The 26428-nt window shown below is 45.6% G+C and carries 26 protein-coding genes; 7 read left to right on the forward strand and 19 right to left on the reverse strand.

Annotation, left to right across the window (positions count from 1 at the left end; all coding sequences use genetic code 11):
• Window positions 1-45: 45 nt before the first annotated feature.
• The 7 genes from hemB to tatA are packed head-to-tail and all read right to left on the reverse strand — an operon-like array spanning window position 46 to window position 5733.
• Window positions 46-1056, reverse strand: a complete 1011-nt coding sequence (hemB, locus tag DXX93_RS20415) for a porphobilinogen synthase (protein ID WP_116009726.1) — start codon at window positions 1054-1056, stop codon at window positions 46-48.
• Window positions 1049-2950 carry a GGDEF domain-containing protein gene (locus tag DXX93_RS20420; protein WP_116009727.1) on the reverse strand — a complete coding sequence of 634 codons (1902 nt, stop codon included), beginning with the start codon at window positions 2948-2950 and terminating at the stop codon, window positions 1049-1051. The genes hemB and DXX93_RS20420 overlap by 8 nt, the downstream gene beginning before the upstream one ends.
• A complete protein-coding gene (locus DXX93_RS20425; protein ID WP_181902288.1) occupies window positions 2947-3726 on the reverse strand; it encodes a TatD family hydrolase in 780 nt (259 codons plus the stop codon). The genes DXX93_RS20420 and DXX93_RS20425 overlap by 4 nt, the downstream gene beginning before the upstream one ends.
• Before the next feature lie 12 nt (window positions 3727-3738).
• A complete protein-coding gene (locus tag DXX93_RS20430; RefSeq protein WP_116009729.1) occupies window positions 3739-4257 on the reverse strand; it encodes a hypothetical protein in 519 nt (172 codons plus the stop codon).
• Window positions 4258-4274: 17 nt separating this feature from the next.
• Window positions 4275-5039, reverse strand: a complete 765-nt coding sequence (gene tatC / locus DXX93_RS20435; protein ID WP_116009730.1) for a twin-arginine translocase subunit TatC — start codon at window positions 5037-5039, stop codon at window positions 4275-4277.
• Window positions 5020-5493, reverse strand: coding sequence for a Sec-independent protein translocase protein TatB (gene tatB, locus DXX93_RS20440; RefSeq protein WP_116009731.1), 474 nt, complete (start codon window positions 5491-5493; stop codon window positions 5020-5022). Before tatB ends, tatC begins: the two co-directional genes overlap by 20 nt.
• A gap of 3 nt (window positions 5494-5496) precedes the next feature.
• Complete coding sequence (gene tatA / locus DXX93_RS20445; RefSeq protein ID WP_116009732.1) at window positions 5497-5733, reverse strand: Sec-independent protein translocase subunit TatA; 237 nt, start codon at window positions 5731-5733, stop codon at window positions 5497-5499.
• A 167-nt stretch (window positions 5734-5900) separates the two neighbouring features.
• Here tatA and DXX93_RS20450 point away from each other — a divergent pair, with 167 nt between their 5' ends.
• Window positions 5901-7046, forward strand: coding sequence for a hypothetical protein (locus tag DXX93_RS20450; RefSeq protein WP_116009733.1), 1146 nt, complete (start codon window positions 5901-5903; stop codon window positions 7044-7046).
• Window positions 7047-7065: 19 nt separating this feature from the next.
• Here DXX93_RS20450 and DXX93_RS20455 read toward each other — a convergent pair whose 3' ends face one another.
• Window positions 7066-9690, reverse strand: a complete 2625-nt coding sequence (locus DXX93_RS20455) for a bifunctional diguanylate cyclase/phosphodiesterase (protein ID WP_147302736.1) — start codon at window positions 9688-9690, stop codon at window positions 7066-7068.
• Window positions 9691-9883: 193 nt separating this feature from the next.
• Window positions 9884-10750, reverse strand: coding sequence for an RNA polymerase sigma factor RpoH (gene rpoH, locus DXX93_RS20460; protein ID WP_116009735.1), 867 nt, complete (start codon window positions 10748-10750; stop codon window positions 9884-9886).
• A 282-nt stretch (window positions 10751-11032) separates the two neighbouring features.
• Between rpoH and DXX93_RS20465 the strand changes: the two genes are divergently transcribed.
• Window positions 11033-12244, forward strand: a complete 1212-nt coding sequence (locus DXX93_RS20465) for an EAL and HDOD domain-containing protein (RefSeq protein WP_258872735.1) — start codon at window positions 11033-11035, stop codon at window positions 12242-12244.
• Window positions 12245-12281: 37 nt separating this feature from the next.
• Here DXX93_RS20465 and ftsX read toward each other — a convergent pair whose 3' ends face one another.
• The 3 genes from ftsX to ftsY all read right to left on the reverse strand — a co-directional run bounded on the left by ftsX (window position 12282) and on the right by ftsY (window position 15603).
• On the reverse strand, window positions 12282-13256 hold the full coding sequence (gene ftsX, locus DXX93_RS20470) for a permease-like cell division protein FtsX (protein ID WP_116009736.1): 975 nt from the start codon (window positions 13254-13256) through the stop codon (window positions 12282-12284).
• Window positions 13249-13965: a cell division ATP-binding protein FtsE gene (gene ftsE / locus DXX93_RS20475; RefSeq protein WP_116009737.1), complete on the reverse strand. Its 717-nt coding sequence runs from the start codon at window positions 13963-13965 to the stop codon at window positions 13249-13251. The genes ftsX and ftsE overlap by 8 nt, the downstream gene beginning before the upstream one ends.
• Window positions 13966-14094: 129 nt before the next feature.
• A complete protein-coding gene (gene ftsY, locus DXX93_RS20480; RefSeq protein ID WP_116009738.1) occupies window positions 14095-15603 on the reverse strand; it encodes a signal recognition particle-docking protein FtsY in 1509 nt (502 codons plus the stop codon).
• A 250-nt stretch (window positions 15604-15853) separates the two neighbouring features.
• On the opposite strand from ftsY, the gene rsmD reads away from it, so the two are divergent.
• Window positions 15854-16453 (forward strand): 16S rRNA (guanine(966)-N(2))-methyltransferase RsmD, encoded by a 600-nt coding sequence (gene rsmD / locus DXX93_RS20485; protein ID WP_116009739.1) that lies wholly within the window; start codon window positions 15854-15856, stop codon window positions 16451-16453.
• Between the two features lie 53 nt (window positions 16454-16506).
• Here the strand turns inward: rsmD and DXX93_RS20490 are convergent, their stop codons facing one another.
• The 4 genes from DXX93_RS20490 to DXX93_RS20505 all read right to left on the reverse strand — a co-directional run bounded on the left by DXX93_RS20490 (window position 16507) and on the right by DXX93_RS20505 (window position 20597).
• A complete protein-coding gene (locus tag DXX93_RS20490) occupies window positions 16507-17250 on the reverse strand; it encodes a CPBP family intramembrane glutamic endopeptidase (protein WP_181902289.1) in 744 nt (247 codons plus the stop codon).
• 59 nt (window positions 17251-17309) lie between these two features.
• Window positions 17310-17909: a YjaG family protein gene (locus DXX93_RS20495; protein WP_116010079.1), complete on the reverse strand. Its 600-nt coding sequence runs from the start codon at window positions 17907-17909 to the stop codon at window positions 17310-17312.
• Window positions 17910-18003: 94 nt separating this feature from the next.
• The gene (locus tag DXX93_RS20500; protein ID WP_116009741.1) at window positions 18004-19638 is read right to left on the reverse strand and encodes a hypothetical protein; all 1635 of its coding nucleotides are present in this window, start codon (window positions 19636-19638) and stop codon (window positions 18004-18006) included.
• A gap of 209 nt (window positions 19639-19847) precedes the next feature.
• Window positions 19848-20597 (reverse strand): SapC family protein, encoded by a 750-nt coding sequence (locus DXX93_RS20505; protein WP_116009742.1) that lies wholly within the window; start codon window positions 20595-20597, stop codon window positions 19848-19850.
• A gap of 260 nt (window positions 20598-20857) precedes the next feature.
• Between DXX93_RS20505 and DXX93_RS20510 the strand changes: the two genes are divergently transcribed.
• Entirely contained in the window at window positions 20858-21754 is an 897-nt protein-coding gene (locus DXX93_RS20510) for an EamA family transporter (RefSeq protein WP_116009743.1), read from the forward strand.
• Window positions 21741-22082, forward strand: coding sequence for a hypothetical protein (locus DXX93_RS20730; protein WP_147302737.1), 342 nt, complete (start codon window positions 21741-21743; stop codon window positions 22080-22082). The genes DXX93_RS20510 and DXX93_RS20730 overlap by 14 nt, the downstream gene beginning before the upstream one ends.
• A gap of 57 nt (window positions 22083-22139) precedes the next feature.
• Here DXX93_RS20730 and pgi read toward each other — a convergent pair whose 3' ends face one another.
• The 3 genes from pgi to DXX93_RS20520 form a co-directional block, all read right to left on the reverse strand.
• The gene (gene pgi / locus DXX93_RS20515; RefSeq protein ID WP_116009744.1) at window positions 22140-23771 is read right to left on the reverse strand and encodes a glucose-6-phosphate isomerase; all 1632 of its coding nucleotides are present in this window, start codon (window positions 23769-23771) and stop codon (window positions 22140-22142) included.
• Window positions 23772-24014: 243 nt separating this feature from the next.
• Entirely contained in the window at window positions 24015-24152 is a 138-nt protein-coding gene (locus DXX93_RS20860; protein ID WP_181902290.1) for a hypothetical protein, read from the reverse strand.
• A gap of 270 nt (window positions 24153-24422) precedes the next feature.
• Entirely contained in the window at window positions 24423-24842 is a 420-nt protein-coding gene (locus tag DXX93_RS20520) for a flavodoxin family protein (protein ID WP_116009745.1), read from the reverse strand.
• 171 nt (window positions 24843-25013) lie between these two features.
• Between DXX93_RS20520 and DXX93_RS20525 the strand changes: the two genes are divergently transcribed.
• Together DXX93_RS20525 and DXX93_RS20530 are read left to right on the forward strand one after the other, a co-directional pair.
• A complete protein-coding gene (locus DXX93_RS20525) occupies window positions 25014-25334 on the forward strand; it encodes a DUF6482 family protein (protein WP_116009746.1) in 321 nt (106 codons plus the stop codon).
• Between the two features lie 15 nt (window positions 25335-25349).
• Entirely contained in the window at window positions 25350-26186 is an 837-nt protein-coding gene (locus DXX93_RS20530) for an HAD family hydrolase (RefSeq protein WP_181902291.1), read from the forward strand.
• Window positions 26187-26428: the final 242 nt, after the last annotated feature.

Raw genomic sequence — 26428 nt, forward strand, 5'->3', positions numbered from 1 at the left:
TATCCGGTGATCGGGTATCTGATTGACTGCTATCTACTGAAAAGCCTAGCTTTCTTCTTTTAGCCAGCGAGCAACTTGCTTGGCAAAATAAGTCAAAATGCCATCGGCTCCAGCGCGTTTAAACGCCAATAAGCCTTCCATGACGCACGGTTTTTCTGCCAACCAGCCATTTTGAATGGCCGCCATGTGCATGGCGTATTCACCACTCACTTGATAAGCGTATGTCGGCACCGCAAACTCATCTTTGACGCGGCGCACAATATCCAAATACGGCATACCCGGCTTAACCATCACCATATCCGCACCTTCGGCAATATCTTGAGCAATTTCATGCATGGCTTCATTGCTGTTTGCAGGGTCCATTTGATAGGTATATTTATTACCACCTTTTAAGTTACCGCTAGAGCCGACAGCATCGCGGAACGGGCCGTAATAGTTAGACGCATATTTGGCAGAGTAAGCAAGAATACGGGTGTTGAAATGTCCTGCCGCTTCCAGTGCTTCGCGAATCGCGCCAACGCGACCGTCCATCATGTCTGATGGCGCGACAACATCAGCACCAGCTTGAGCATGCGACAAGGCCTGCTTAACCAGAATGTCTTTAGTGACTTCATTGATAACATACCCATCGTCATCAATAATGCCGTCTTGACCATGGGTTGTAAACGGATCAAGTGCGACGTCGGTGATCACGCCTAACTCTGGATAAGCGGCTTTTAAGGCGCGAACAGCACGTTGCGCTAAGCCATCAGGATTATAGGCCTCTTCTGCCATTAGTGATTTATGTGCTTGCGGTGTCACTGGGAATAAAGCAACGGCTGGCACACCAAGTTCGACGAGTTCCTTAGCCTCTTCAAGCAATAAATCGATGCTCTTGCGCTCAACACCAGGCATGGATTCGACAACTTCGCGCTGGTTTTCACCTTCTAGCACAAATACGGGATAAATTAAGTCATTCACTGTCAGTTGGTGCTCAGCCATTAAGCGGCGTGAGAAATCATCTTTGCGCATACGGCGCATACGGCGAGCAGGGTACTGGCCAAAGGCATTAGTCATGAGAGTGCTCCTGAATCAATAAATCGGGGGAAATATCTTGGCTGTTAACTTGGTTTCGGCCTTGACGTTTTGCTTGATACAAGGCCTTGTCAGCCGCACAAAAAATATGTGTCGGCGCTATGTTTTCTTGTTGCGTGTAGGTGGCAACACCACAGCTTACGGTAAGTGAAATTGACTCGCCTTGATAAACAAAGTCGAACGATTGCACCGCTTTTCGCAGTTCCTCAGCAAGCGCGATTGCGCCATTTTGATCAGTATCAGGCAAAATCAAACAGAATTCTTCGCCACCATAGCGACAGCCCACATCGGTGCTGCGCTTCAAACTTTGTTTAATGTGCTGTGCGAGCCAACTCAAACACTGATCGCCGGCAATGTGTCCAAATTTGTCGTTCACTCGTTTAAAGAAGTCGAGGTCAATCACCACTAAGCTCAGCGGTGTTAAATTGCGTTTGCTGCGGCGATATTCCGCTAAAATTCGCTGGTCGTAAAAGCGACGATTGTATAATCCCGTGAGCTCGTCAATGGTATTCTTTTGTTCAAGCTCGCGGTTGAGTTCTTCAAGTTCATTAAGCGCGATATTCAGCTCTAGTGTGCGCTCTTGCACTCGTTGCTCTAGCTCTTCTTGGTTTTCTTCTTGCAAGTTGAGCAGCTGCGCCTGCGCTTTTTGAGAGGCAAGCGCATTGGTTAACGCCTCTTTTTGTGCTAACTGTTTATCGTGCATTTGGTAGTAGTACATACGGCAAATTAAAAACACAATTAACGTTGTATTAAACAAAAATGAGGCAATCAACAAAGACTCACGAGCGTTAAACGGTGAAACATCAAAAAACAAGCCAAGTGAAATCAACAGGCCAAAAACAAACTGCACAGCCATGATAACGCTAAATAAAAAAGCCAGCCGTTGCTGACGTCGATACAGCACTAGCCCTAGCGAAAAAAGCACCACCAGCGTGCTGATAAACAATATGTTTGTTGCTAACACAATCAAAGATGGCGGCATGTAAAAGCTAAACACGGAAATGGTCACTAAACCGAGTGAAACCCACTTCGCGGCGTAAACAAACCGTGGTAATTGCTGTTTGAGTTGAAACAAGTGAATAGTAAACCAAATAAACGCAAGGGTGCTCAAGGCCACTAACGCAAGTAACTCACCACCGCGAAGTTCGGGGTGCTCGGGGAACAGATAGTAAAGGTGACCGCCAACCAACACAGATAACAGTATGGCGCGCAAGAAAAAATAGGCAGATAGCCAACTTAGGGCAGGGTCGCGAACGGCAACGTAAAGCAGCAATGACATCACAGCAATAGCAATGATGCCGCCCACAGCAAAGGCATTTTGATAGTGTCGAGCACCGCTGCTTTGCATAAAAGCGTGAACGTTTTCAACCACTAAAGGGCGATACAGTTCATTATCTGCGGCGAGTCGAATGTATAAAGTGCGATGTTCATTTGGCGCCAAAATCAGCTCGGTAAACCTGTTGTTGGTTGGTAAAAGGCGTGTTGTTTGGCTTTGGTTAACGGCATTTAGGCTATTAAAGCCCGGCTGCACACTATAGATATCAAGCGAGTTAATGGCGATATCATTACCTAGGGTTAAATAGCCGCTTGCCGTTTGCTGGCTCGCATTGTGTACGACGACTTTGTACCAGTTAATCCCTTGTTGAATGGCCAAGTGTGAAGAGCTCTCCAACTGCCAAGCGATCCTGTCATCCGCTGCCAGTTGGTCAATCGTCGTCGCGATGTTCACCGGCGCTAAGTGTAATGAATGTAGCTTTACGGGCGGCATTTTCTGCTCGCCGGGCAATACGGTATTCATCGCGATATGATGGTTGGCAAGGACACTGGTCGCCAAAAACCACCACAGCGCTATAAGTTTAAAAACAACCTTGTTCACAAATCAAACACCTTTTGCGCATTTGCGCGGCTGTGATGAATAACCGTTTCAACGCTCACTTGTTTTAATTCAGCAATTTTTTCAGCCACATAGCCCAGATACTTAGGTTCGTTTCGGCTTGATTTCGGACGCGGTCGAATCGTGCGCGGGGTTAAATAAGGCGCATCAGTTTCAATCATCAGTCGCTCAAGTGGTAACGCTCGCACTGCCGCTTGCAGGGCGGCGCCGCGACGTTCATCACATACCCAACCAGTTATGCCAAGGTACATACCCAGTTCAACACATTTATTTAGCTCGTCACGGTTGCCCGTAAAACAATGCGCAACCATCGCCGGTACTTTACCCAGAAATGGCGTAAGTACCGTTAACCACGGATCAAATGCGTCTCGCTGGTGAAGAAAAAGCGGTAATTGCAACTCACTGGCGAGCTGCACTTGTTCGCGAAATACACTAATTTGCTGCTCTGGCGCAGAAAAGTTGCGGTTAAAGTCTAAGCCGCATTCGCCAATTGCTTTAACTTCCTTGTTGCTGGCAAGCGTAGCCAGTGAATCTAGGTAGTTTGCGTCTACACCATCAGCATAATGAGGGTGGACGCCGGCAGTCGCCGACAATTGGTCACTATTGGCTTTTGCTAATGCCAATGCCTGTTGGCTTTCAGCGACTGTGGTACCTGTGATCAATAGGTGAGTTAGCCCAGCATCAATGGCAGATGCAACCACTTGCTCGCGATCTTTATCAAATCGCTCACTGGTAAGATTAACCCCGATATCAATCACTATAATTAACAGTTATTTAATGCGCTTCACTCGAATAGTGCGATTAGCACTGGGCTTTTTCAGATAAAAAGCATTCATAACACCGCGCTTAATAATGACTTCTTCGCCAGCCACAAACTTGCCGAAGCGATCTGTGTCTTTTTGCTCCCACTTTTGTCCGTTTTCAAAGACAAAGCGCCACTTTTTGCGATGTGTTAACGATGCTGACTTGATCACAAAGCGCACTTCATCCACTTGGTTGGACTTGAACTTGGCTTCTTGACCAAAAATATCTTGAGCATTAACCGTTATTGCTTTCGGCGCAGAAGTTGTCACGACTGAGCTGGTGGTATTGGCAACAGGTGCAACGGTTGAAGCAGCTGGCAATGTCGTGTGACTTGTAGTCTTTTGCTTTGACGCGGCCGCCAGACCGTCATAACAAACTAATCGCTTTAAACTATCGACTTCGCCACGACAAGCCATTAACTGCTCTGCTAGGCTTGTTGCAGCATTTGCTGATGTCGCTACACTCGTTACAACAAGTGATAACATGAACGCAATCTTTCTCACTACGGTTCCTCTGAGGCCTCTACGGCGTCTTTCTTTTGATCGTCTTTCTTTGTATACAGTGCAGCCAACAATAACCCCAGCTCAAAAAGCAATAGCATAGGAATTGCCAGCAAAGTTTGTGAAATAATGTCTGGCGGTGTTAACAGCATGCCCACCACAAATGCGGCGACCACAATATACGGTCGCTTTTTGCGCAAACTATCCGGGCTGGTAAAGCCTGTCCAACACAACAACATAATGGCGATAGGGATCTCAAATGCCGCGCCAAATGCGAAAAATAGCTTGAGGACAAAATCCAAGTAACTACTGATATCCGTCGCTATGGTCACGCCTTCTGGCGCTACCGATGTAAAAAATGCGAACGCAAGGGGAAACACAACAAAGTAAGCAAAGCTAATACCGCCGTAAAATAGCAAAGTACTCCCCACCATTAATGGCGCGACCATGCGTTTTTCGTTCTGGTATAGCCCTGGCGCAATAAATGCCCAAATTTGATACAAAATTAACGGCATCGCGATAAAAATTGACAACACTATGGTCAATTTGAACGGCGCAAAAAACGGTGATGCGACATCAGTTGCGATCATTTGCGTGCCTTCAGGCATAGTCGCCAATAATGGCTCAGCCAAATACTGGTAAATATCTTGCGCGAAATAAGCAAGGCAACAAAATACAATCAGCACACTTAACACCGCACGCAATAATCGCGAGCGAAGTTCAATTAAATGGTCAAATAAGGTGTAATTAGCCTGACTGTTTGTCATTCGGCGTTGAATTCTCTTGGATTGTAGGAGAAGCACCTGTTAGCGCTTCTTGGGCAGGGTTTTGCTTAACTTGCTCGCTGGAGCGCAGATCTTGTTGAGTCTGCGCCACTTGTGCGCTTAATTCAGGTTGCCCCGTTGAGGAGTCAAAATCAGGCGACTGCTGCTGATAAGGGCGGTTAACCATGTCGGCCGCTTCTTGCAGTGACTTTAGTGACTCTGCCACTTGCGGCGACATGTTTTTAAAGTCACTTTGTTCAGCTTTTTTCAGGTTTTCGTGTAATTCGTTAATGCGCAGCTCTTCTTTGAGCTCAGTTTTAACCGACTGACTAAACTGGCGCACGCCATTAACCCAGTCTCGCACTGTGCGAATTGCTACAGGTAGGCGCTCAGGGCCTAACACGAGTAAGCCAATCACAGCGATCAGCATTAACTCCCAAAAACCAATGTCGAACATAAATTAAGCGCGGTCTTTTTCTTTCTCTGCAGCCGTTTTTTCAACATTTGCTGCAGCTGAATTGTCGTCTAACGAGTCAGTTTTTGCTGTTGTATCACTGTTTTCATCTGATACGGCTTTTTTAAACCCTTTTACTGCCGAGCCTAAGTCAGTACCTAAGGTACGTAACTTCTTCGTGCCAAACAATAAAATGACAATAACTGCGATAATCAGCAACTGCCAAATACTAATACCACCCATAAATCGCTCCTATTGATGCATCTTGGTGAGGTGTGCTGTCGTGTATAACAAGCTAAGGGTCTATTATACCCAAGCCGACTCAAAGTGCGAGTTTCACTTGGCGATTTCAATGATACAGATCACAACTGCGCGCAGACCGACTAAAGATTTATAGCGAATTGATCTTTATGGTATTTCAAATTAGCCAAATTCTCGTTAACGTAAAGGGACTCACTTGTGGTGTGGTTATCGCTGTTCAATGGATGAAAGACATGACGAAAAAGATGAGCCGTTTATTACTGTCAACTTGGCTGATCATTGCTGGTACTTGGTCAGCAAGCTATTGCTATGCCCAACAGTCTGCGACTCCGGTTAATGAAGTTTCGTCTGAAAACGAGAGTGACATCATTAAACCGCAATCGAAAAAAGCTCAGCCAGAGGAAAAGTTTACCATTCACGGTAGTCCTACTCAGGCAGAGATAGACTGGATGGAAAGCCTACACGAGCGCGTCAGTGACACCGTATTTCGCTCGGCATTTTGGTTTGATGGCTTCTTTACCGATGAAGACGATGCACGAGAACGCCCTGATGTAAAAGCGAGAATTCGCTTGGGCTGGGAACCCAAAGCCAGAGATTTGTCAGGGCTCGATAACAAATTTCGCGTACGTCTAAAGCTGCCACACTTCAAAGATCGCATGGACTTAATTTTTTCTGATGACGAAGAAGACAGCCTGAATAGCTTGCCCTTGGAGGTGGTGAATACGCGACCGCAAATTGAAGATGACTCATTTGCCGCAGCGGTGCGCTTTGTGCACCACAGTGACAGCGATCACATTACCGACACACGCTTAGGTATTTCATCCGGTGATGTCTTTGTTCGCGCTCGCCACAAAAGTCGCTACTCTTGGCACAAAACACATGGCATACGCATTGAACCCGCGGTTTTTTATTTCGTTGACGACGGCTTAGGTGCGAGACTACTGCTGGAGTATGACTACCAGTTAAGTCCGCGCGATCAATTTCGCTTTGATTATTCAATTAGAGGCTCGGAAGCGTTCAGCGGTATTCGTTGGAAACACGGTTTTTATCACTTGCATCAATTTTCTTTAGTACAAGCAGGTGCGCTTGGTTTCGTGATTGAAGGGGAGCGAAATGGCGAAAATGGCTTTATGATCGATAACTACACACTGAGTTATCGCTACCGTTTTAACGCCTATAAGCAATGGCTATTCTTTGAAGTAGAGCCGTTTTTGGAATGGCCAGAAGACACGAACTACAAAACAACACCTGGTATCGCTTTGCGCGTGGAAGGTTACTTCTATAAAAATCAGTAAGTGGCGTTAAACACTGTGGTTAGGCATAAGATTTTTCGGTGACAATCGTCTTAGGCTGTACCAGTTTACTTGGTTTGGCAATCAAATAACCCTGCCCGAAATCACAGCCTGCTTGCTGTAATTTAGCCAGCGTTTCTTCGTTTTCAATACCTTCTGCGACTAAGCGATAACCAAATTGATTGCCCAATTGCTGTAAAGCAGAAACCAAGGATAAGTGTTTTTCGTTGTTGTTTAAGCTGCGAATAAAGCTACGGTCAAGTTTAACAAACTCAAAGGGGTACTGATGAATAAAGTTAAACGATGACAATGACGCGCCGTAGTCATCAAGCGCCAATTTCACCCCGAGCTTTTTAAGCTTGCGCAAACTGGCGAGCGCTAACTCTGGCTGCGGCAAAATCGCCGACTCGTCAAACTCTAAAATTAACCGGTGCGGTTCAATATCGTGGCCTTTGATGACAGTAATCAATTCTTGTAATTGCGCTTGCTGAGTCAAATAACGGCTTGATAAGTTAATGGCAATTAACGCATGTCGATAATCTGTAACTTCACCATCAGGCTGCTGCGCTTGCCAGGTTGCCAACTGTTCAACCACTTCGCCAATGAGCCAACGTTCAATATCAACGATTAAGCCTGTTTCTTCTGCCATAAAGAGAAATTCGCTTGGCGTTAGTAAGCCTTTTTCAGGGTGTTGCCATCGCAGTAGCGCTTCAAAGCCAATGGTACTGGTGCGGGCTAAATTCGAAATTTGCTGATAGTGCAATTCAAATTGTTGCTGCTTGATGGCCTCTCTCAGCTCTTGCTCAAGGGTCATACTTTCCAGCAACTGAGCGCGTATACTTTCGTCAAAGAAAACATAGCGACCACGACCTAGGTTCTTTGCTTGATACATAGCCGCATCAGCATCACGCAATATTTCTGTTGCCTCATCGTAATTTGGCGAACACATTGCAATACCAATACTAGCGTTTGAATACAGACTGTGCCCTTCAATCTCAAACGGCTGACTGATTGCTTCAATAATGCGCTCAGCCACATCTTCGACATCGTCTTGGCGGGTGAGTGAGTCAAGTAGCACGACAAATTCATCGCCGCCAAGCCTGGCCAGGACATCGTTATCACGAACGCAACCCGATAAGCGCCCCGCAATTTCAATCAAAAACTTATCGCCGATATGATGACCAAGTGTATCGTTAATCACCTTGAAGCGATCTAAGTCGATAAATAGCACGGCGAAGCTGTGCTCGACATGGCGTTTGATATGGCGCAGGGCATGCGTTAGGCGATCGGTAAACAAAGCGCGGTTGGGCAGTCGGGTTAACGCATCGTGATGGGCTTCAAAATACAGCCTAGATTCCGCTTTGCGGCGCTCCTCAATTTGGTTACGCAGTTTAAAGTTAGACGCTTGTAATGCCTGAGTGCGCTCGTTAACCAAATGCTCTAATGACGCTTTGCTTTGCTCAACAAGAGTTAAATCTCGTTCGCGCACAATAGCACTCGTTAGCTGCTGGGCAATAAAGCGAAATATTGCTAAATGCTTTTCGCTAAAAGCTTGCGAATTTGTATAGTGCTGAGTGGCGATAATACCGATAACTTGACCGTTTTCCATCAGTGGCGCCGCAAGCCAAGTTTGGGGTTGATGCTTGTTGTCGAAGTCCAGCACATAGGGTGTGCGTGCCATACTGCCATCAATTTCAAGCGTAATTAGCTGCCCCTGGGCAATCAGTAATGGCTTGGCTATGTTGCTCGCCAACTCGGTGAATATCGATAAGCGTCTTTTATCGTCAATGCCAACGTGCTCTTGCCTTGCTTGATACAGAACATTAGCTTCAGTTTGCTTACTGATCACATAAAAGTTCTGACAAGCGAGTAGCCCTTTCAACTCTTGATGAACTTGTTTAAATAAGCTCGGCAATGCTTGGTTGGCTGCAACGATTTCAGAAACGGCCAGCATCACTTGATGGGTTTTTTCCACCTGCTGACGTTCACAGATCTCCCGTTGTAAACGACGATTGGCTTCTGTCAGTTTTTGTGTTCGTTGCTCAATACTTTGCTCGAGTAGCGCACGACTTTTCACGCGATCTATCGCCGTGACTAAGTGTTCCCCAATAAATTCAAGTAATTGGCAGTCTCGGTCATCAAAATAAAGCTGCTCGTCATAGCTTTGTAGCGCAATAACACCGATGACGTGATGACCGCGTTTCAGTGGAACCCCCAACCAGTCAATACAAGCAGAGCCATACAGCACAATTTTGCCCGCCTTCGCCAGTGCCATGCGCTCAGCAGCATTGCAATGAAGTGGTTGCTGGGTTAAATACACCTGCCCAGTTAAGCCTTTGCGCCAATCGTTAAACTCGACGTGTTCGGCAAGACGATGCTCCACTGGATTGTGGCAATAGACAACTTCAAGGTCTTGGTGATCATCAAGCAGCGCGATATGGACGCTATTGGTGGTCAGCAATGAATCGATAATATCGACCATTGCTGGGTAGAATGCGTTGAGCTCAGTAACAGTACTCGCAAGTTCAGACAGGCGCAGCAAGCTTTCCTGCATCGCGTTTGCTTGCCGGTACTTGTTGAGTAGTGACTTTAATTTAGGAAGTTGTCGCTGTGCGAGCGAACCTTCCCTAGTACTGATATCGCTCAAGTAACTTGTTCTTATTCTTTATAATTATCAGATTAGTTTGCGGCAAACAGTCTATCAAAAAACACTTAGATGACCAGTGTTAAGTGACAAAAAACCAATATTGGCGCTCAAAAAACATGCACACTAGATCTGCAGGCATAAAAAAACCGACAGATGTCGGTTTTTCTCACTTACCTTGTGAAGGTGTGTTTAATCACACCGCCATTGCACTTTTTAATTTGTTCAAGGCATTCTTTTCTAACTGACGAATGCGCTCAGCAGAGACTTGGTATTTATCCGCTAATTCTTGCAACGTTGCTTTATCATCATCTAACCAGCGAGTGCGAACAATGTCTTGGCTGCGCTCATCCAAGGTCACCAATGCATTTGATAAGCGTTGATTAGCGTGCTGCTCCCAGTTTGCCTCTTCCACCGAAAGTGCTAAATCAGATTGCTTGTCTTCAAGGTACTGGGCTGGTGAAAAGCTACCACTGCTACTTGCACTATCGTCATCGTCTGACGAAAGTTCAAATGCTTGGTCTTGGCTGCTCATGCGTGACTCCATTTCCATCACGTCTTTGGCGCTAACACCTAAAGTTTCAGCCACGGTATTCACTTCATCGTTGCTGAACCAACCTAAACGCTTTTTGTTTTTGCGCAGGTTAAAGAATAATTTACGTTGCGCTTTTGTGGTCGCAACTTTGACGATCCGCCAGTTTTTCAGCACGTACTCGTGAATTTCCGCTTTGATCCAATGCACGGCAAACGAGACTAAGCGCACACCAACCGCTGGGTTAAAACGCTTAACGGCCTTCATCAAGCCAACGTTACCTTCTTGAATCAAATCCGCTTGCGGCAGGCCATAGCCTGAATAGTTTTTGGCGATATGAATAACAAAACGCAAGTGCGACATAATAAGCTCTTGCGCAGCATTCAGATCGTGTTGGTCGTGTAAACGAGTTGCTAGTTCGTGCTCACGCTCCGCGGAAAGCACAGGAATGCTGTAAGCAGATTGGACATATGCTTCAATGCTGCCGCTTTGCGGAACAGTTAAGGCCATTGATTGCATTGATTCACTCATTTAAAAAACCTCGATTTACTCTGGAAACTATTGAAGATATTCAGATAGTCGGCTCGCGATAGTAACACGCTTTATTTATCTATGCGACTATCAATAACAACTTTTTATTACCAGATCATGAATATCACAATTTTATTTCATCGCCCGTCGAAAATATCCGTTACCTTCTGCTAGGCTATGCCTTATATGAAAATTCATCAATAAAACTAGTCGAAACATCATCACCTTAGCAAAGATCCTCCACGAAAGGCTAAGTATTGATGTAATTAAAGGTAAAATATTGTGTATTCTTACGTTGCGCGTCAGCCAATCTTAGATCCCGAACAACAGTTAGTCGCCTACGAATTGCTCTTTCGCGACGGCAACAGTAACCATTTTCCGAACATCAACCCCGACCAAGCAACCTCTAATATATTAACAAACAACCACTTAACGCTCGGCGTAGAGCAGGTAACTGGCGACTTACCCGCTTATATCAACTTTCATGCAGATACCCTTATTCGCCACTTCCCAAGCTTCTTAGATCCTAAAAAGATCGTGATTGAAATACTCGAAGATGTACCGATCAGCAAGGAATTATTGACGGCATGTAAGTCGCTAAAAGAGCAGGGCTATGTCCTGGCGCTCGACGATCACGACTTTGATCCCAAGTGGGATGTGTTTTTACCTTATATCGACATTATTAAAGTAGATGTACTATCGATCTCGATTTTAGCGGTTAGCCGCTACGTTAATAGAATCAGACCGTACAATAAAATACTGCTAGCCGAAAAAGTGGAAACGGCTCAGCAGTTTGAGCAGTTAAAACTGTTGGGGTTCTCGCTCTTTCAAGGCTACTTTTTTGCCAAGCCGGAAACGCTGAAACAAAAGAAAATCACCACCACTAAGCAAAATATTTTGGAATTAATCAATCAAGCAAGCCATCTAACATTAGACTTTGATCACATCAGTGATATTTTTAGCTGTGATCCCGGGTTAACCTTTAAACTGCTGCGCTTTATCAACAGCCCAACGTATGGCCGCAGCCAGCAGATCACCTCATTAAAGCACGCACTAGTGTATATCGGTGAAGCAGAGCTGAAAAAGTTTATCGCGCTGCTCGCACTTGCCGATCTGGCCGAAGATAAAACCAGTGAATTAATGCGCATGTCGCTATTTAGAGCGAGCTTTTGCGAGCAGATTGGGCAACAGCTAAAAGACCGCGATAATCCCCCCAAAGCCTTTTTAACGGGTTTGCTGTCAATGATTGATGGCATCTTAGATCACGATATCGCCAGTGTGGTTGAGATCTTGCCAATTGATCCAGATATTAAATCCGCATTACTTGGCGAAACCACTTATCTCACCAACTATTTAGATCTCGCCAAACACTTTGAGCAAGGGCAGTGGTTACACTGTGAAAGCATCGCCCAACAGTTTGGGCTAAGCATGGATGTGTGCTCAACCGCTCATATTGAGGCAATGAGTTGGGCTGATAGTATGCTGAACGTTTAATTTGTTGATGCGACCGCTGGCCAAGCACTCAAAAAGCTTAGTCTGCGGTTGGCTCAATTGCGCGAATATGTTGGCGAACCGACAAATAACTCCCCAGTAAACCAAGCAGAATCGCCGCGAATAAAAGCAGCAAATTTTCACCTGCCGACAAAGTTTCTAGCGCAAACTTACTGCCATACAACCCAGTTAAGTCGGTAATTGCCCCCGAAAGGTAATGTGCCAATATAAAAATAGTAAGATTGGCAATAAAGCCGCCTGCAATGCCATACCACATGCCGGCATACATAAAGGGCCGCTGAATAAAGCTATCAGTTGCCCCGACCAGTTTCATTACCGCGATAGCATCTTTTTGATTGAGGATTGCCAAACGTATGGTATTACCAATGATTAACACCACAGACAAACACAGTAGTAACGCAACCCCCAACACGACATCTTCAATAAGCTTTGCCATCGCTTCTAAGCGCGTCAGCCATTCTAAATCTAACTTACCTTGATCTACTTCCCGTTGCTGCTCAAGTTTAGCCAGTAAATCGCGCACCGCATGGGCTTGGCTGGCTCTTTGTGTCGGTGCCACCAATAAGGTTGCAGGAAGGGGGTTCGTGTTTAAGTAAGCAAGCGCATCACCATAGCCAGAGTTGGCCTTGAAATCTGCTAACGCTTGCTCGGCGGAGATATATTCAACATTGGCAACTTCAGGGTATAACTCAACACGACTTGCGAAGTTTTGCGCAGCTTTGTCGTCAACACTAAGTTTTAAAAACAGGGTAATTTCTGAGGCAGAATCCCACTGAGCAACCACCGTATTGGCGTTTTTCACAAACAGGTGCAATGTTGCCGGCAAGGTTAAGCTAATCCCTAACACTAACAAGGTCATCAAAGTGGTAAATGGTGTTCGCCACAAGTCACCTAAACTACCAATGGCTTGTTGTAAGTGTCGCAGCGGAAAGGCGATCATTCGCTGTGTTACACTGACTTTGGCCTGTTGTTGCGGTTGAAAGCTGTTAGGCATGATCGATCGCTCCACCTAAGTGACTATCATCAGGCTGCAACCCGTCGACTAAGCCATCGTTAATCATATTGCCCGCTCGTAGCGTTAAGGTGCGATAGCGCATTCTGGCGATTAGACCAAGGTCGTGGGTCGCAATTAACACTGACACGCCAACCGAGTTAAACTCTTCAAAAAGCTTGATAATTTCCAATGAAAGCTTGGGATCTAAATTGCCGGTCGGCTCATCAGCCAGCAAAATAGGGGGCTTATTCACAATTGCCCGGGCAATACCCACACGTTGCTGTTCACCGCCAGAGAGCATGTTGGGAAAGCTTTTTTGCTTATTACCAAGGTGCACCTTGTCAAGCGCGGCATCAACCCGTTTACGGATCTCTTTTTGGCTATAGCCTTCGATAATAAGCGGCAGGGCAACGTTGTCAAATACAGTGCGATCCATCAACAGGTTGTGATTTTGAAAAATCATGCCGATCTGGCGACGCATATACGGCACTTGGCGATAGCTAACGCCGGCAAGATCTTGGTTGTTAATATGAATAGTACCTGAGCTGGGTTTTTCCATCAGGCTGATCAGCTTGAGTAGGGTACTTTTTCCGGCACCAGAATGACCCGTTAGGAATGCCATCTCACCAGAAGCGATTTGAAAGCTTACCTGTTTTAGCGCCAGAAAGCCGCCGGGGTATGTTTTATTTACTTGGTCAAAGCGGATCATTTATTGTTATTTTTTTGCAGCGAATTTGAGACAACGTTGGCCACCGTATTTCTCGTGGCCAACTCGTGAGTGCTGCTTTATTGTTATCATCTCTACATTTAAAAGCAAGGCTTAGCAGTAGGTTGGTACTTATTCGCCCTCTTTAGCAAACAGTGCTTCGATAAAGTCATCACTGTTAAACGGACGCAAATCGTCAATACCTTCACCAACGCCAATATAACGAATAGGGATCTGGTGTTTATCTGCAATCGCAAAGACCACCCCGCCTTTTGCGGTGCCGTCGAGCTTAGTCAATGTGATACCAGATAGGTTAACCGCCTCATCAAATAGCTGTGCTTGGCTTAGCGCATTCTGGCCAGTACCGGCATCTATGGTTAACATCACTTCATGTGGCGCGTTTTCGTCGATTTTCTTCATGACACGTACCACTTTCTTCAACTCTTCCATTAAGTGGCCTTTGTTTTGAAGGCGGCCAGCCGTATCAGCAATCAACACATCTGCACCACGTGCTTTAGCGGCATTTAGCGCATCAAAGATAACCGAAGCACTGTCTGCGCCAGTATGTTGAGCGATAACCGGAATATCATTGCGCTCACCCCATACTTGCAACTGCTCAACCGCAGCGGCGCGGAAAGTGTCACCCGCAGCTAACATGACTGACTTACCCTGCGCTTGCAGTTGCTTGGTGAGTTTACCGATTGTCGTGGTTTTACCAACACCGTTCACACCCACCATTAAAATAACGAAAGGGGTGTCGCTTTTAGGAATTTCCAGTGGCTCAACCACGGGATCAACGAGGTTTTTCAGCTCAATTTTTAACAAATCGTAAAGCGCTTCGGCATCTTTTAGCTGTTTGCGCGATGCCGCCTCGGTAAGCGAGTCGATAATTTTCATGGTGGTGTCGACACCAACATCGGCAAGCAACAAATGGGTTTCTAATTCTTCGAATAACTCATCATCAATTTTCTTGCCGCGGAATAAATCGAAAATGCCGCCACCTAGATTCTGGCGAGTTTTCGTTAGGCTTTGCTTTAAACGCGCAAAGAAGCCTTGTTTTTTCTGCTCTGGCTCTGGCTCTGGCTCTGGCTCTGGCTCTGGCTCTGGCTCTGGCTCTGGCTCTGGCTCTGGCTCTGGCTCTGGCTCTGGCTCTGGCTCTGGCTCTGGCAAGACATTTTCAGTGGCAGTCTCAACGACTTCAACCACTTTTTCTTCGACCGTTTCAGCCTGATTTTCAACGGCAGGCTGAAACGGTATCGCTTCTTCTGGTTGAGTTGTTAGCAGGGCTTCTTCCTCGCCTTTCTCACCTTCATCACCAAGGTGCTCAGTCTCAACTTGAACGGGTGCGTGTTGTATGGAATGGTGTGACGCTGCTTGCTGCTCGGTTGACGGCTCAATTTGCGCTTCTTGTGCGTGAGCTTCTTGTGCGTGAGCTTCTTGGGTGTGAGCTTCTTGGGTGTGAGCTTCTGGTTGAACCTCAACAGATGCCGCTTCTTTACCAAAGCCTAACTTCGACCAAAAGCCTTGTTTTTTCTGCTCGGTGTCCGTATTACCCGTCTTGCTTTCTGAGGCGACTTCTTGCTCAGGAGTTTGCTGCTTGCCTCGACCAAAGCGAGAAAATAAGCCTTTTTTCTTTGCCATAATATTTACTATCTGTTACTTGAATTCGCTCAATTGAGCCATTTTGTTTCGCCATTACGCGGCTGCAAAAGCAGCCCAGCGCCAAGCCAACACCTGTGTTCACTCAACACGTTTAGTATCCGGGTAGCTATGCCAATGGATACCAGATAAAATTGGCCGCTATATTACCACCGAATAGCGCCTCGAAAAACCAGAGGCTTGACTTTAATTGACTTGAGATCAATAAGATCTGCACGACGAGTAATACCAAATGAATAAAGCGCGCGCTCGCAAACGCCCCAATGCCTCTATCACTACCAAAGCCCAAAGCTCAATTCGCTTGATTGCGGGCCAGCACCGAGGTCGAAAATTGCCCGTTTTGTCTGCTGATGGTTTGCGACCCACAACAGATCGCGTCAAAGAGACCTTATTTAATTGGTTGATGACAGATATTCAAGGTAGCAAGTGTTTAGACTGTTTCGCAGGTGCCGGCAGTTTGGGCTTTGAAGCGGTTTCCCGTCACGCGGAAAGTGTCACTATGCTTGAGCTTAACGAAGCAGCGGCCCAGCAGCTAAAAGCGAACCAACAACTGTTAAAAGCCGATAATATCGATGTCATAAACACCAACACGCTCAGCTATTTGGCCACCTCAAAGACGGCATTTGATGTGGTGTTTGTCGACCCGCCTTTTCGTCAACAACTTGCTCAACAAACGATAGATTTACTGACCCAAGGCTGGTTAGCTGAGCACGCGTTAGTTTACGTTGAAACGGAAACTGAATCGCCAGCACCTCAAGTGCCGGCTAATTGGCAGCTCATCAAAGAGAAAACCGCAGGCCAAGTGGCGTATCGTTTGTATCAGCTAACCTGATCTGCAACTGACAAACCCATTGCCTGTAATAAAGCAGCCCAGTAGTAACATCGCTAGTAGTAAAAATACAAGGCAACCATGGTAATGCTATTGCAGACCGCATGCGCAAGAATGGCTAAAGTGGTACTTTGATATTTTACCCGTATCCAGGTGAAGTAAAGCCCCAATAAAAAGACGAACACAATGCCAGCCATGCTGTATTGAATGTGGATAGCCGCAAATAACAAACTGGTTATGGCAATTGCGCCGGTTTGTCCGAGCCTAGTAAGTGCAAAGCGCTTAAACAGCCAACCACGAAAGACCAGCTCTTCGGTAATCGGCGCTAAAATACAGGTATTGAGCACGACGAACCACACAGGTAAAGAAGAGTTTTTAAGTAACTGCATAAACGGCTCTTCCTCAAGCGCAAGCAGATACGTGGCAATCGTCATGAGCAGCCAAAATACGGCGCTCACGATAACCACAAACCACAGCAATTTAACCGTCGGCTTGTTTAATTGCAGAAAGTTCAGCGCCGATTTATGACTATCGCTATGCCGTGCTAGCGCATACACGCAAGGCATAACAAACAAATACACTGCGAACGTCATCGCGAGCAAGGTTTCAACTTTGATGAGCCAACCTTGCGTGTCGCTAATCCCCGATGCTCCTGCGTATATGCCAAACCCAAAACTTGCGACCAAGCTCGGCACTATGTATAAAAATAATGCCCAGAATAAGGTCGCGATAATAGACGGTGGCGACGTATCAAGGCCACCAGTGTTGATATTTGTCGTGAGTGGTTGTGGTTCCTTCACGAAAGACTCCTGCTTACCATTTTTGATGAACGTCATACTCGCTTTAGTGAGAGTCGCACTCAGATTTCAATACCGAGATTTGATAGGCCTTCTTCCAACACCATAGCTTTAGCTTGCTGGCAACTGGCTTTGCTTTCCGGGGCGTCTTTGAGGAAATCGAACAGTTCATTTTGGGTTGCGCGCTCCCATGCCATCAAGGGGTGCTGGTTTATCGCGTGGTTGGTAATCTCTTGCTCTTCATCGACTTGCTCGGCTTCTTCCACCAGTAGTAGCTCAACATAATAGCTGACACTGTTGTGAGACAGACGCGACACGTTGGCAAACTCTTGGGCATCTTTACTTTGCAGTGCTTGAAGTAAAGACATCAGTGCCATACAAACATCGAGCGCGGGAAAAACGCCAAAAAAGTCAAAAGCTTCGGGGTCTGGAATTTGTGCTTCGAGTTTTTCTAGCTGAGCTTCATAGTTCAATTTTACTTTTTGCTTGCTATCAAGGCGTTGCCAAACAAGGTCAAGTTGATTGCGCAACACGTTAACATCGCCAAACTCAGCTGCTTGCGAGAACATTGCGTAGTTAGGCAGCATGCGTTCGAGTAACGCACAACAAAATGCGGTTTGTTGCCATAACGATAATTTGGCTAGAGGTAGGCGAATTGCCATGAAGATCATCTCAGTTGCTAGGGGTGCCGAGAGTATACAAAGATAACGCGCTGATCGCTTGTAAAATCAGCGCTTTTTTGTGAGCGGTTATCATTCAGTTTTGTCGAAGCTGCTGCTGCGCGTATTCAAAGCGCAGGCGATATTCTCGCAGCTTGTCTTCCAATTCGGTTAACTCTTGCTCGTGCTTAGTGCTTAACTCGAAGTTTTCATCGCGTAAATACTTGATCGTTTCGCGCGTGTTATTGTTGTCTTGTTCAAACTTTTCTTTGGCACTGACAAGTTTGGCTTGCGCTTTTTGTTCATTCGCCACCGCTTGCTCTATGTCTGCGTTCAACTTGTTAACCCTGTGCTCATGCTCTTCACAGCTTTGCTGCGCTTTTGATAAGGCTTTTTCTAGCGCGTTAACTTGTTCTGTAAGTGCCGCAATTTGCCCTGTAAGCTGCGACTCTCCAGCCGCTAATTTCTCAGTGAGTTCACTGATAATGGCATCATCACCTTCATGCTGTTTTTGCGCAATCGTCAGCTGCTCAGTTAACGTCGCCACTTGCTCTTTCATTGTGGTAGTTTGCTGTTGATACTGATTTTGCGATTGCTCGGCCTCAGCCACTTTCGCTGTGAGCTGCTCCAGTTGTTGCTGATAGTTTCGCTCTGCGGCTTGGTATTGTTCAACTTGTACTTGGTGTTGCTGTACCGATTCCGCCATCGCTTGTTGGTGAGCTGTGCTGGCCGCTGATATTTGCGCAGCTTGCTGCTGAACTGTGTCCTCTGCGCTAGTCAATTTTATTGTTAAAGTATCTTGCTGTTGCTTTATTTCGGCAAGTTGCTTTTCGTGTGCATTTTCACGCTGCGCAAGCTGCTCATTTAACTGCTTAACTTGTGCTTCCAGTTGCTGCTTGGCATCACTTGTGTCAGCGACTTGCTGTACCAGCGACTTGCTTTGCTGCTGCGCTTGCTCAAGCTGAGCTTGCTGTTCACCTTGGCCTTGCGCCAACTGCACGTTTGCCTCGTCCAACTGTTGGGTTAACGTTAACACATCCTTACCTAGCTGCTCATTTTTCGCCTGTTCACTCGCCAGCGTTGACTGCATATTTTCGTTTTGTTGGCCAAATTGCGATTGCGCGTGTTCTAGGGCGCTGCTCACTTCATTTAACTTGGTATTAAGATCTGAGATTTGTTGATTTTGAACCTCTAGTGTCGCGGTTTTGGCTTTGTCTGACTTGAGCAAGTTTTGCTCTTTGGCCACTAACACTTGGTTTTCTTGTTTGATATCGTCAAGCTGTTTTGTTAATTCAGTAATTTGCTCGCTATTGGTTGCTTGAGCCGCACTAAGCGCCGCCACTTGTTCATTTTGCTCGGCAAGTGCCGTGATTTTTTCTTTCAGTACCTGTTCGGTATCTGTGAGCTTCGCACTATTTAACTCGCCAATATGGGTAATTTCAGACTCACTCGCCGCCAGTTTAGCGGTCAATTCGTCAAGGGATTTTTGTAAATTGGCGCGTTCGATTTGGGCGCTGTTGTTGGCACTGGCTAGCTCATTTTCCAGCTGCTGCTGCTTTGCTAACGCTTCTTGATAAAGCTTGTGTTCCACGACCTCTGTGTCTGAAATAGCTTGTGGCTTTAGCGATGACAAAATACTGGCCATGCGCTCTTCAACTTGAATATAGACTTCACTGGCAAGGCTTTGTATTTGTTCCTCCTGCTCCTTGGTAAGTTTATTGTTATCTGCCATACAATCCTCGTTATTTACCACATAACCAATAGTGCCGAGCGAGCGTGTCGTAGGCGCAGCCTCACTGGCAGTATTGTTTAACCTAACATAGCATTGGCTACTTGTTAACCGTTATTGGTTGATCAGTTTCAAGCCTTGAAACGAGGACATAAAAAAGGGGCCATTAGCCCCTAATTCATTGTTAACTATAACAATAGTTGGTGAGAACTTTATTTCTCTAATGGCACCACTTGAACGCCAGCAACTTTCAATTCTTTTTGTTCGTTGCGTAACTGCGCTAGGCGGTTTAATTGACCAATAGAAGCTAACATTGAGTGAATTGGAATAAATAGGCCGCGTTTGTGGAAATCAAGCACTTGCTCGTCTGACAATTCACGTAACTTAGGCTCTTTAATCGTATGAATACCAACGATTTTCTTTTTCTCGCCGTTAGCAAACGTGATCACCAACTCTACTTCTTCAAGTAATTCTGCGTCTTGCATTTCTTTAATGAAACGCTCAGTCATCACTTCACTTTCGTACAAACGGCCAAGGGTGTCTTGAACGTTTTTCATCAATTCAGTTTCTTCGCCCTTATCGTCGTATAGCGCAAGATCTTTGTCTTCGCCAACGTATTCGCTGTCCATATCAACACAAGCGGTGAGTGTTTTCTCTTTTTCAGGATCTAAACCTAGTGCAAATGGCACCATACCAACACTTTGTGGCGCGTATAGGCCCGTCCAATCGTCGCCCTTCATAAACAAGTTTTCACCCGTTTCTAGGCCAAGCATGGCAACAGAGCGGTAGCGATTGGTGTCAGGGTCTTTGACGATAAAGACAGGGAAGCTCATCGCACCTTTTGAGTACTCTGGTGCGGTAATTGGCACTATGTGTAAGCCCGCAATATGCTTTAAGCTGCGCTGTGCAGCAATTTTAAGGTTTTGGTGTTGCTCTTTTTTAATCGGAACTAGGTTTGCCATAACAATACATCTCTCTTCAAAATACAACTCAATACCGCAATGGCATCAATGTGATTATTATCTTATTGGGCAGGGCAGCTAGACCAGCTGGCACCGCTACATTTTGTTACAACAGACATGGTAGCGAATTGATTCGGTTTCAAGCCAAAATTTTAAATTTTTTTGCAGGTTAGATTTTAGTTGTGCAAAACTCACCAAAAACCCGCCATGCTTATGCTACTATCTGACCAATTCAACCACTCAATATTCGCTATTGCATTGTGAAAGCACTCATTTTTGTTTCTGTGTTATGGGCACTTTCGTTTGGCCTGATCAAAGGAGAGTTAACGGGTATTGCGCCGAGTGTCGTGGCGGCACTCAGGCTATTAATTTGTGCTTTGGTCTTTTTACCGTTTATGCGCTTTAAGGCAGACAATAAATTTAACCTTCAACTACTCGTCTTAGGCGCCTTGCAATTTGGCGTGATGTATTGGGCCTATATCACCTCGTATCAATATTTACCGGGATACTTAGTTGCAGTATTTACGATCTTTACGCCATTTTATGTGTTTTTTATCGATGGTTTACTATCGCGCCGTATCAGCCTGCAGCCCTTAGCGCCTATTGCACTCTCGGTTGTTGGCGCGGGCATTATTGTATTTAAAGCCCCGGAAAGTGCGAATTGGTTAACAGGCTTTGTGATTTTACAGAGCGCTAACCTAGCGTTTGCGATAGGACAGGTCGGCTATAAACACTTGAGCGAGCACCATCTGAGTCAAAGAGAAAAACCCCTTCACACCAGCAATATGGCGGTCATGTACACAGGGGCGGCGATATTTATGATGGTGATAGTCCTGTTTGAACAAAGTTATGTCGACGTGCCAGCCATCACTCCTCGCCAATGGCTGGTATTACTTTATCTTGGCATTATCGCCTCTGGTGTGGGGTTTGCGCTGTGGAATTATGGGGCTAAACAAGTCGACGCCCCAACACTTGCCATCATGAACAACGCATATATTCCGTTTGCCGTGATATTCGCATTAACGTTATTTGGCGAGCGAGCCGATATGGTGCGCTTGCTTGCAGGCACTGGCTTAATTTTAATGTCCGCGTATTGGTTAACTAAAGTTCAGCATGCACACAAACACCAAGAGCAGCGAGTAAATGAGCCTAGTTGATTTCAACACTTTGTTAAGAAGGATGGCTAACGGCTTTATTGCACTAGCCTTATTGGCGGTGAGTACTTATGCCTATGCCATACCACGGATAGCGACGGAATACGGGTACAATGCCGACGGTTTTGTGCGCGTTAAAGTCACTAATGAAACCACCCGAGAGTTGGCGTGTTACGTAGCGATAGATGGGCGCAGTATCAGGTTTGTTTTACCACCAAGAGGCGCCTCCCGGTGGTATCGAGCAACTGACAAACGCTTCACCGCGAAAAGTTTTAGCATTTGGTGTGATTACCTTGAATTTCATCCAGCTTACCAAAGGTATAAGCCTTAACTAACAACCTTAAAGACCCGCGCCAAAAACTAAACCGGGTGACAAAGTAGTGAAGTGCTATTTGCGCGCCCGGTATAAAGAAACTAAACCGTTGGTAGAGCCATCCATCGTTAGCGCTGCCTCGGCGTTAGTAAGCTTGCTTAATACCTGATTACCAAGCGCCTTGCCTAATTCAACCCCCCATTGATCGAATGAGTTAATTTGCCAAATCACCCCTTGGACAAATACTTTTTGCTCGTACAAAGCAATTAAACTGCCGAGTGTTTTGGGATCTAAGCGGTCGAACAACAAGGTATTGCTAGGCTTGTTACCTTTCATCACTTTATGACTAGAAAGGTTTTTAATTTCTTCGGTGCTACATTTCGCCTTTTGCATTGCAGCAATCACCTGCGCTTCACTTTGTCCTTCCATTAACGCTTGGCTCTGGCCAAAACAGTTGGCCGCCAGCATATCATGATGATTGGCCACTTCATTGGCAGGGTGAAGCGGCATCATAAAGTCGACCGGAATATGGGTTTTACTCTGGTGAATTAACTGGTGGAATGAATGCTGACCATTGGTACCTTCGCTTCCCCAAATAATTGGGCCAGTATCATAATCAGCTTCTTCGTTGCCCAAAGTCACTGACTTACCATTACTTTCCATATCAAGCTGCTGAATATACGCTGGTAAACCTCGTAAGTAGTGGTAGTAAGGCAGTAACACTTGAGATTGCGCACCGTGGAAATTGCGATACCAAATCCCCAGTAAGGCCATAATTACTGGCATATTGTGCGCCAGCGGTGCTTGCTGAAAGTGTTGATCTAACTCGTATGCGCCAGTTAAAAACGCGTGGTAATTGTCATAACCAATCGCTAACGCCAGTGGCAGACCTATTGCTGACCACACTGAGTAACGGCCACCAACCCAATCCCACATTGGGAAAATATTGTCAGGATTAATGCCAAACTCTTGTGCCGCTGTGATGTTAGTCGACACACAGGCAAAGTTATATTCCACGTCGGCTTGCGTCGCCGTTTGTAAGAACCACTCCTTGGCCGATTGGGTGTTGCGCAGTGTTTCTTGCGTGGTTAGGGTTTTTGACGAGGTAATAATAAGCGTTGTTTCTGGGTTTAGCCCCGTTAAAACATCCTGCAAATGGCAACCATCAACATTAGCAACAAAATGCACATTGATGTGCTTTTGGCGATAAGGTTTTAGCGCTTCCGACATAATTTTAGGGCCGAGGAAGGAGCCGCCGATACCGATACTGATAACGTCAGTAAAGGCTTTGCCGCTATACCCTTTTTTCTCACCGGTTGACACTGCCTCAACAAAACGCTTCATTTGCGCACGTGTTTGCTCAATTTCTGGCATGACGTCTTTGCCATCGACATACACTGGCTGGCCTGAGAAATTACGCAGTGCCGTATGCAACACAGCGCGATGTTCAGTCACATTAATTTCACTGCCAGCAAACATGCGTTCACGTTGTTGCTCGACCTGTGCTGCCTCGGCTAAGGCAACCAATAACGCTACTGACTTTTCCGTGATATGGTTTTTGGAAAAATCTAAGGTTAACCCTGCGGCCGTCATCGAATATTTGCTAAAACGCTCACTGTCTTGCGCAAACAGTGACTTCATGTGAATGGCTTCGATCTCTTGATAATGCTGTTGAAGGTTTTTCCATTCAGCAGAGGAAGTGAGCATATGATATTTCCTATTAATTATTCTTAAATTTGCGCCTGTTGTTGCTTAATTTTACGTAAAGTTAACGCAAAGGTTAATCTTTTATCTGTTCACACATCACAGAAACCAACACACTAACTAGGCATAAGGTATCGACTGTTGTTGACAGGGAGATGAAAATATTAGCGAATTACAACCCGTGGAGCGATAGCTAAAAGGTTCCAGAATCGCTTTACGTTTAGTGCAAGACACCAACTAGCGCCCTTATTTTACCTTGGCTATCTCGCCAATAAATGCAGTTAAAGGCGAAGTTTCAACGGCATTAGCTAGCGCCTCATTCATCACATGACCAGGCGCATTTTCTGGTGGGAAAGTGCAATACAACAAACCAATATATTTCATGTGTAAATAATCGAAGGTCAGGCGAAATATTTGTTCGAAACATGTCGGCGCTTCACTGGCAACCCCCGTTGCGATAACGCCTATATACCCATGCTAATTCAAAGTGCTTGTTTCAGTTGGAATTAAAAGCGGTTTAGGCAAGACATTGATTACAGAGAATGGTCGTTCCCTTGTCAAAATCAATAACGCAGCATAAATCGCTTTTAAACCAACCCACTTTATTTAAGGTAGAAAGGGCGCTTCACAGGAACTCACTCTCTGCGTTGCAGCTTATTGAAAGGGAGTAACCATTCCGGCAAGCTGCGCCTTGATATTGAGTCCCTGTGACAGCGCTGAAATCAAGCATCTTGAAGTAGCATGGGTATATTCACCTTTAAGTTGCCTTCCCAGCGTTTTGTTGATTTCGAGTAAATCCGTTAAGCGATCCATAAAAGCTTTCATTTGTGCACTTGGTGCATACCAATAGATAGGCGTTGCTAAAACGATGATCTCGTGTGCAGCTATCACTTCGCTAATTAATGCGGGGAAGTCATCATCTTGATTAGCAAAATGATAGTCGTAAGGTAACACCTGATAATCGCTCAATGAGTAGACCGATACGGGATTATTCGTGCTAGCAACAAAGTGATTGATCAATTGTGCTGTGTTGCCAGTTGGTCGACTCGTTCCCAATACGATTGCGATGCGCATATCACTTCCTCAATTTCAATATTAAACTTAATAGAATCATCAGCGTAAAACCTCAACCAAGGTTGAGATCAAGACACTATTAACCGTTCGTTAACCTAATGAACTTGATCAAAAGACAATTAAACGCCGTATGTTCAGAGCTAGCGGTATAGAAGCTCATTGGGTGAACTTATGAAATTGTTATACAAAGATTTACGATCAAAACGCATTGATAAACTCATCATTAACTCGCTTGAACAAGCGCTCTACCAAGCCCTCGTGGTTATTGATGATACCGAGCACATGGTATGGCTATCAGCGGACAAAACGCTCACCACCAGAAACCTCACCAAAATGCGTGAGCACTTTGAAAAACTAGAGATAAAAGAAATCGTACTCAGGCATGAAAGCGCTTATGATGAAATGGTTGGGCAGCCGACCAAGCAAGGCAACAATCGCCTTGAGGTACCGCTCAGACAAAATCCGTATGCCGTGCTAAAACACTTACATTAAAGAGGTGTGAATATTTTGAGTGCCACTAACCCATTAGTCGTTTTTGATCTTGACCAAACCTTACTAAACAAACAATCGCAACTCTCAGCCTACACGCTAGCCACACTGCGAGCACTCGACAAAAGCGGTATTCGATACACGATCGCTACCGGGCGCAGTCATTTATCGGCGGCTCCCGTGCTCAAAGCCCATCAGTTCCCACTACCACACATCTATACCAATGGGGTACTCACTTGGTGTCCCAACGAAAAACGCTTTAGTTTTAATCATTGCCTAAATGTTGAAGAAGGCTTAGCGGCGGTTGAAACAATGTCTTCACCACAATCAACCCCCTTTGTCAGCGCACTGGATGAGCAGGCACAACGATACATTTTTCACGGCACCATGAAAAACAAAGCGGAAAAAAACCTGTTGCAGCGCTTGAGTAAAGCGGAAAAGGTTAGCCTACTACCAATGGCAGCATGCCGTGGTAATTTACACGTTACCAATATCAGTATGCTTGGCCCAAGTGTCGAAATTCATGAGGTAAATCAGAAGATAAAAAACGAAGCAGACTTAATTGCTTATTCCGGCAAAGCATTAACCGAGGAATACCGCTGGATAGACGTGCACCATTCTGCTGCCAACAAAGGCGCTGCGGTACTCAATTTGAAACATCAATTGGGCGCAGACAGTGTGATTTGCTTTGGCGATGGCGATAACGATACCAGCATGTTCGACATTGCTGACGAATGCTATGCCCCCGAAAATGCCGTACCAAAAATCAAAGCCGTTTCCACAGCGGTAATTGGTCATCACGACGATGATGGCGTTGCTCAGTTTTTACGTGAACGATTTGAACTTACTGTTTAAGCCGCCCAAATAGCAAAAAGCGACGAGCGTAAAGGCTCATCGCTGTTATTCACATTCAATCGTATTAGGGGCTGCGTAAAAAAGCTGTCACCCCGTAATATAGTTTCATACTGAGCGCTGCTGTAGGCCCTGTGTTTTGGTTTGGAAGTTTGAGGCTGAGAAAATAGAGTTTCATAATGGATTTAGAAAGTGGTTTAAATTTGTGCTCATAACAAGTAATAAAGTTTCATTTTCATTGTCGC

It is taken from the genome of Thalassotalea euphylliae, from assembly GCF_003390335.1.
Classification (GTDB): Bacteria; Pseudomonadota; Gammaproteobacteria; order Enterobacterales; family Alteromonadaceae; genus Thalassotalea_F; species Thalassotalea_F euphylliae_B.

Bases quoted from the DNA above. Each gene is read 5' to 3' on its own strand.
- DXX93_RS20495 (WP_116010079.1), bottom strand. From the start codon at position 17,909: ATGGCAATTCGCCTACCTCTAGCCAAATTATCGTTATGGCAACAAACC.
- rsmD (WP_116009739.1), top strand. From the start codon at position 15,854: ATGAATAAAGCGCGCGCTCGCAAACGCCCCAATGCCTCTATCACTACC.
- DXX93_RS20505 (WP_116009742.1), bottom strand. From the start codon at position 20,597: ATGGCAAACCTAGTTCCGATTAAAAAAGAGCAACACCAAAACCTTAAA.
- tatA (WP_116009732.1), bottom strand. From the start codon at position 5,733: ATGGGTGGTATTAGTATTTGGCAGTTGCTGATTATCGCAGTTATTGTC.
- ftsE (WP_116009737.1), bottom strand. From the start codon at position 13,965: ATGATCCGCTTTGACCAAGTAAATAAAACATACCCCGGCGGCTTTCTG.
- hemB (WP_116009726.1), bottom strand. From the start codon at position 1,056: ATGACTAATGCCTTTGGCCAGTACCCTGCTCGCCGTATGCGCCGTATG.
- DXX93_RS20730 (WP_147302737.1), top strand. From the start codon at position 21,741: ATGAGCCTAGTTGATTTCAACACTTTGTTAAGAAGGATGGCTAACGGC.
- ftsX (WP_116009736.1), bottom strand. From the start codon at position 13,256: ATGCCTAACAGCTTTCAACCGCAACAACAGGCCAAAGTCAGTGTAACA.
- DXX93_RS20430 (WP_116009729.1), bottom strand. From the start codon at position 4,257: ATGTTATCACTTGTTGTAACGAGTGTAGCGACATCAGCAAATGCTGCA.
- DXX93_RS20450 (WP_116009733.1), top strand. From the start codon at position 5,901: ATGGTATTTCAAATTAGCCAAATTCTCGTTAACGTAAAGGGACTCACT.
- DXX93_RS20525 (WP_116009746.1), top strand. From the start codon at position 25,014: ATGAAATTGTTATACAAAGATTTACGATCAAAACGCATTGATAAACTC.
- tatC (WP_116009730.1), bottom strand. From the start codon at position 5,039: ATGACAAACAGTCAGGCTAATTACACCTTATTTGACCATTTAATTGAA.
- pgi (WP_116009744.1), bottom strand. From the start codon at position 23,771: ATGCTCACTTCCTCTGCTGAATGGAAAAACCTTCAACAGCATTATCAA.
- tatB (WP_116009731.1), bottom strand. From the start codon at position 5,493: ATGTTCGACATTGGTTTTTGGGAGTTAATGCTGATCGCTGTGATTGGC.
- rpoH (WP_116009735.1), bottom strand. From the start codon at position 10,750: ATGAGTGAATCAATGCAATCAATGGCCTTAACTGTTCCGCAAAGCGGC.
- DXX93_RS20500 (WP_116009741.1), bottom strand. From the start codon at position 19,638: ATGGCAGATAACAATAAACTTACCAAGGAGCAGGAGGAACAAATACAA.
- DXX93_RS20520 (WP_116009745.1), bottom strand. From the start codon at position 24,842: ATGCGCATCGCAATCGTATTGGGAACGAGTCGACCAACTGGCAACACA.
- DXX93_RS20860 (WP_181902290.1), bottom strand. From the start codon at position 24,152: ATGAAATATATTGGTTTGTTGTATTGCACTTTCCCACCAGAAAATGCG.
- ftsY (WP_116009738.1), bottom strand. From the start codon at position 15,603: ATGGCAAAGAAAAAAGGCTTATTTTCTCGCTTTGGTCGAGGCAAGCAG.